Genomic DNA, 6,043 nt, shown 5'->3' with positions numbered 1-6,043 from the left:
GGACCCGCTCGGCGACCTGGTGGCCCGGTACGCCCGCACCCACGGCCCGTTCGCGGCGGCCACCTGCGCCGCCCGGTTCGAGCTCGGGGTGTTCGTGGTGGAGCAGCCGCAGCACCTCCGCGTCGCACCACTGGGTGCCGACGCTGTCCGGGGCGAACTCCCCGGAGACCACCCGACCGGTGGTGGCGAGCCGGTGCCGCCCCGGGCCCTCGCGGCGTTCCTGCCCCGCTGGCAGCAGGTCGGCTCGTCGGCGCGGGGCGTGGAGGCGCTCGCCGCCGCGGTCGAGCAGTTGCAGGGCGCGGCGGTGCCGGCGTCCGCGCTGGAACGCCTGGTGCTGCCCGCCCGGGTCGCCGACTACTCCCCCGCCCAGCTCGACGAGCTCTGTGCCAGCGGCGAGGTGGTCTGGGCCGGGTCCGGGGCGATCTCCGGCGGCGACGGCTGGATCACCCTGGCGTACGCCGACGCCGCGCCGTTGCTGCTCCCGCCGCCCGACGAGGCGCTCACCCGCACGCCGCTGCACGACGCGGTGCTCGACGCGCTCGCCGACGGCCAGGCGCTCTTCTTCCGGTCCCTGTCGGACCGGGTCGGCGCCACCGACGACGCGGCGCTGGCCGCCGCCGTCTGGGACCTGGTCTGGGCCGGTCACCTCACCAACGACACGCTCGCCCCGCTGCGGGCGGCGCTCGGCGGCGGGGGCGCGCACCGGTCCCGCCCGTCCGCGCCGCGCACCCGCTACCGCCGCCCCGGCCGGGTGGCGCTGCCCAGCCGCAGCGGCCCGCCGACGGTGGCCGGGCGCTGGTCGCGGCTGCCCGAGCGGGACCTTGACCCGACCCGCCGGGCCGCCGCCCTCGCCGACCTGCTGCTCGAACGGCACGGCGTGGTCACCCGGGGGGCGGTGCTGGCCGAACAGGTGGTCGGCGGCTTCGCCGCGGTCTACCCGGTGCTGTCGGCGTTGGAGGAGCGCGGGGCGGCCCGCCGGGGCTACTTCGTCGAGGGGCTGGGTGCCGCCCAGTTCGCCGTCCCCGGCGCGGTGGACCGGATCCGCGCCCTGGCCGACCCGGCCGACGGCGGCCGGGGCCGCGGCGGGCCGACGCTGGTGCTCGCCGCCACCGACCCGGCCAACCCGTACGGCGCGGCGCTGCCCTGGCCGGAGCGGGTGGTCGACTCGGGTGACGGCGCGGCCCCGGCCACCGGGCACCGGGCCGGGCGCAAGGCGGGCGCGCTGGTGGTGCTGGTCGGCGGCGACCTGGTGCTCTACGTCGAGCGCGGCGGGCGGACGATCCTCTCCTTCACCGACGACACCGACACGCTCGCCGTGGCCGGCAAGGCGCTCGCCGACGCCGTGCACTCCGGAGCGCTCGGCGCGATGTCGGTGGAGCGGGCCGACGGCGAGGCCGTGCACTCCTCGCCGCTCCGCGACGCGCTGACCGCCGCCGGCTTCCGGGCCACCCCCCGTGGCCTGCGGCTGCGCGGCTGACCCGGCCCACGGCGCGGCCCGGTTGCAGGCGCGGCGGGCGCCGGCCCGGCCGCCGGTGCTGGGTAGGGTGATCCGGCCGGCAGTGCGGCACGGGACGGTGGGATGGGCACGATCGAGGTACGACCGGCGACGCCGCACGACCACGACGACGTGGCGGCCTGCACCGGCGGGAGTGGGGTGGCGCGTACGTGGTGGTCCAGGACACCCGCTACCACCTGCGTACCCTGCCGACGCTGGTGGCGGTGGACGGGGCGGGCGGCTTCGCCGGGGCGCTGGCGCACCGGCTCGCCGACGGCGGGCTGGAGGTGGTGAGCCTGGCCCGCTTCCACCAGCGGCGCGGGCTGCGGCTCGTGGCGGTCCACGCGGGCGCGGTCGACCGGGCCCGGCAGGTGAAGCCCACCATCCCGTACGCCGGCGCGGACGACATCCCGCTGCACGACGGGCTGGTGCTGGAACGGCGACGCACCGGGACGAATCGGTGACCGGGACGCCCTGGGTCTCGCTGACCACCGACTACGGCCTCGCCGACGGGTTCGTGGCGGCGTGCCACGGAATCGTCGCCCGGATCGCCCCGGCCGCCCGGGTGATCGACGTGACCCACCTGGTGCCGCCCGGGGACGTGCGCCGGGGCGCGACGGTGCTCGCCCAGACCGTGCCGTACCTGCCGGCCGGGGTGCACGTGGCGGTGGTCGACCCCGGCGTCGGCACCGACCGGCGGAGCGTCGCCCTGGCCGCCCCGGGCGGGCTGCTGGTCGGTCCGGACAACGGACTGCTGCTCGACGCCGCCGACGCCCTCGGCGGGATCACCGGCGCGGTCGAGCTGACCAACCCGGAGTGGCTGGCACCCCGGGTCTCCCGCACCTTCCACGGGCGGGACGTCTTCGCCCCGGTCGCCGCCCGGCTCGCGCTCGGCGCGCCGCTGGCCGGGGCCGGCCCGGCGGTGGATCCGGCGACGCTGGTCCGGCTGCCGGCGCCGGTGGTCCGGCGGACCGGCGCGGGGTTCGCCGCCGAGGTGCTCGCCGTGGACCACTTCGGCAACGTCCAGCTCGCCGCCCCCGGCGGGCTGCTGGACCAACTCCCCGAGCGGATCCGGGTGGGCGGCAGACCGGCGGTACGCGGGCGGACGTTCGGCGACGCCGCGGTCGGCGACCTGGTCGTCCACGTCGACTCCGCCGGCCTGGTGGCGGTGGCGGTACGCGACGGTCGGGCGGTCGAACTACTCGCCGTACGCCCCGGGGACGTCCTGGCGGTGACCGACCAGTGATCACACCTCCCCGGCCGACCTCGAGTGTGGAATGCTGCTCCGGTGGGTGAGTACTGGGTTCCGGTCGGCTGTCCGTGTTGCGCGTCCCGGACCGGCGGTGGCACCTGCCCGGTCTGCTTCTGGACGGACGACGGCCAGTCGGACGTGGACGCCGACGTGGTGCGCGGCGGCGCCAACGGCGACCTGAGCCTCACCCACGCCCGGCTGAACTTCGCCGTCTACGGCGCCAGCCACCCGCGCTACCAGGACATGGTCCGCGCGGCCCGCCCGGACGAGCGGCCCTGACCCCGCGCGGGCGAGGGATGATGGACAGGTGCCCGAAGGTGACACCGTCTGGAACACCGCCCGCGTCCTGCAACGGGCGTTGGCCGGCGTCCGGCTCACCGGCTCCGACTTCCGGGTGCCGCAGCTCGCCGGGACCGACCTGACCGGCTGGACCGTCCGCGAGTCGGCCAGCCGAGGCAAGCATCTGCTGCTCCGGCTCACCGCTCCGGCCGGCACGCCCGCCCCCGGTGCGACGCCCGGAAGCGGCGGTACGCCCGGCGCCGGCGGCACCTCCGGAGCCGACGGCACGGCGGCGGGCGGCACGTCCGGCGGGGGGCGGGACTGGACGCTGCACTCCCACCTGCGGATGGACGGCGCCTGGCGGGCGTACGCGCCGGGCGAGCGGTGGGCGGCCCGGCCGGCGCACCTGATCCGGGTGGTGCTCCGCTCCGCCGGGGCGGTCGCGGTCGGATACCACCTGCACGAGCTGGCGTTGATCCCGACCGACCAGGAGGAGTCGCTGGTCGGTCACCTCGGGCCGGACCTGCTCGGCCCGGACTGGGACCCGGCCGAGGCGGTCCGCCGGCTGGCCGCGCAGCCGGACGCCACCATCGGCGAGGCGCTGCTCGACCAGCGGAACCTGGCCGGCGTCGGCAATCTCTACAAGTGCGAGGTGCTCTTCCTGCGCGGTGTCTCCCCGTGGACGCCGGTCGGCGCGGTGCCGGACCTGACCGGCACGGTCGCCCTGGCGCAGCGGCTACTGGCCGCCAACCGGGGGCGGTGGACGCAGAGCACCACCGGCTCACTGCACCGCGGGCAGACCAGCTACGTGTACGGTCGCCGGGCCCAGCCGTGCCGCCGCTGCGGCACCGCGATCCGCAAGGAGGAGTTGGGCGAGCGGGTCACCTACTGGTGCCCGGTCTGCCAGCCGGACCGCTCCGCGCCGTAGAACTTCCACGAACCGGTCAAGATCCCCGAGATACGGACGATTGGGTACTTCCCTCCCCCGGCGTTCGCGTCGCATGCTGCGGTGGAGTGCTCACCGATCGTCAGCAGCGCGTCCGCCCGTCACGCCGGAGTGACGGCCGGCGCGTCGGAGATCCGGGGGAGAGCCATGGCCCTGTTCCGCAGACTGCGGCCGAGCTGGGCGGACCGGGCGGTCCGCATCGGCGAGGAGCACGCCCCGACCGTGCCCGCCGCCCGGGCCGCCGAGCCGGCCGAGCCGGCGCCGGCCAGCCTCGACCCGGCCGCCGTGCCGCACTGCTTCGGCCCGGTGCCGAACTTCGCCGGCAGCCCGCTGCCGGTCGTGGACCGGCACGGCCGGCCGGTACCCGGAACCGGCATCCGCAAGTTCGTCGACGCGCTCCCCCTGCCCGGGCCGCTGGGCCGCAACGGCCTGGGCGCCCACCTGCCGGTGGCGGTGCCGGACACCATCACCTGGCCGGGCTGCGACTACTACGAGATCGGTTTGCAGGAGTACGCCCAGCGGCTGCACCGGGACCTGCCGGCCACCCGGTTGCGCGGCTACCGCCAGCTCAACCTCGGCACCGACCCGTCCGGGCACAACACGGTGGCCCCACCGGACCGGCCCTGGCACCTCGGCCCGCTGATCAGGGCCAGGCGCGGCCGGCCGGTCCGGATCAAGTTCATCAACCTGCTCCCCACCGGCCGGTCCGGGGAGCTCTTCCTGCCGGTTGACGAGACGGTCGACGGGGCGAGCGTGGGTCCGCTGGACGGGCCGGCGCCGTACCCGCAGAACCGGGCCGCGCCGCACCTGGCCGGCGCGCAGACGGCCTGGATCAGCGCGGGCAACCCGTGGCGGTGGGTCACCCCGGCGGGCGAGATCACCCCGTACCCGACCGGGGTGGGGGTGACGCCGGTGCCGGACATGCCGCCGCCGGGTGCCGGCGCCAGCACGCTCTACTTCCCGAACGAGCAGAGCGGCCGGCTGATGTGGCTGCACGACAACGCCCTCGGGCTGTCCCGACTCACCGTCTACTCCGGACAGCTGGCGCTCTACCTGCTCACCGACCCGGCGGAGGAACGACTCGTCGCCGACGGCGTGCTCCCGGCCGACGAGCTGCCGCTGGTGATCCAGGACAAGACCTTCGTGCCGGACGACGACCAGCTCGCCGCGCAGGACCCGACCTGGGACCGGGACCGCTGGGGCGCCAAGGGCAACCTCTGGCACCCGCACGTCTACCAGCCCCGGCAGAACCCGTACCGCGCGGACGGGCGGAACCCGACCGGCCGCTGGGACTACGGGCCGTGGACGCACGACCCCGACGGCGGCGGCAGCCCGTGGGTCGCCCCGGTGCCGAACCCGCACCACGACCCGGTCGCCGAACCGGACGAGCCGCCGCTGACGCCGGGCGTACCGCACCCGTCGGCCGTTCCCGCGGCGTACGGGGACACCATGCTGGTCAACGGCGCGGCCTACCCGTACCTGACCGTGGAGCCGAGGGCGTACCGGTTCCGGATCCTCAACGCCTGCGCCGACCGCAGCCTCAACCTCCAGCTCTACCAGGCCCGCTCGGACGGTCCGCTGTGGCCGGACGACGGCGGCCCGGCCGACCCGGACGCCGGCGAGGTGCCGATGGTCGACGCGGTCCGGGCGGCGGACCGCCCGGCGTCCTGGCCGACCGACGGGCGGGACGGCGGGGTGCCGGACCCCCGGGCCGCCGGCCCGGACCTGATCCAGATCGGCAACGAGTGCGGCCTGCTGCCCGCCCCCGTGGTGCTGGCCAACCGGCCGGTGGGCTACCGGTACGACCGGCAGGACCCGACCGTGCTCAACGTGGACACCCACACGCTGCTGCTCGCCCCCGGCGAGCAGCAGCGTGTGGGTGTCCACGTTGAGCACGGTCGGGTCCTGTCGGTCGTACCGGTAGCCCACCGGCCGGTTGGCCAGCACCACGGGGGCGGGCAGCAGGCCGCACTCGTTGCCGATCTGGATCAGGTCCGGGCCGCCGGCCCGGGGGTCCGGCACCCCGCCGTCCCGCCCGTCGGTCGGCCAGGACGCCGGGCGGTCCGCCGCC

General features: G+C 76.8%; 4 protein-coding genes and 2 pseudogenes. All 6 read left to right on the top strand.

Annotation, left to right across the window (positions count from 1 at the left end):
• Positions 1-187: 187 nt before the first annotated feature.
• Positions 188-1,477 (top strand): annotated as a pseudogene (locus tag DKT69_RS30050) (Lhr family ATP-dependent helicase); the annotation flags it as partial.
• 188 nt (positions 1,478-1,665) lie between these two features.
• On the top strand, positions 1,666-1,959 hold the full coding sequence (locus tag DKT69_RS30045; protein WP_109804821.1) for a hypothetical protein: 294 nt from the start codon (positions 1,666-1,668) through the stop codon (positions 1,957-1,959).
• Complete coding sequence (locus DKT69_RS30040; RefSeq protein WP_109804820.1) at positions 1,956-2,741, top strand: SAM hydrolase/SAM-dependent halogenase family protein; 786 nt, start codon at positions 1,956-1,958, stop codon at positions 2,739-2,741. Before DKT69_RS30045 ends, DKT69_RS30040 begins: the two co-directional genes overlap by 4 nt.
• Positions 2,742-2,783: 42 nt before the next feature.
• Entirely contained in the window at positions 2,784-3,026 is a 243-nt protein-coding gene (locus DKT69_RS30035; protein ID WP_109804819.1) for a CPCC family cysteine-rich protein, read from the top strand.
• A 28-nt stretch (positions 3,027-3,054) separates the two neighbouring features.
• Positions 3,055-3,954 (top strand): zinc finger domain-containing protein, encoded by a 900-nt coding sequence (locus tag DKT69_RS30030; RefSeq protein ID WP_109804818.1) that lies wholly within the window; start codon positions 3,055-3,057, stop codon positions 3,952-3,954.
• Between the two features lie 165 nt (positions 3,955-4,119).
• Positions 4,120-6,043: pseudogene (locus tag DKT69_RS30025) on the top strand (hypothetical protein); the annotation flags it as partial.

Origin of the sequence: Micromonospora sicca (genome assembly GCF_003172935.1) — a bacterium.
GTDB lineage: Bacteria > Actinomycetota > Actinomycetes > Mycobacteriales > Micromonosporaceae > Micromonospora > Micromonospora sicca.
Note: the sequence above shows the minus strand (reverse complement) of the source record. Positions and strands in the feature narration are given on the sequence as shown.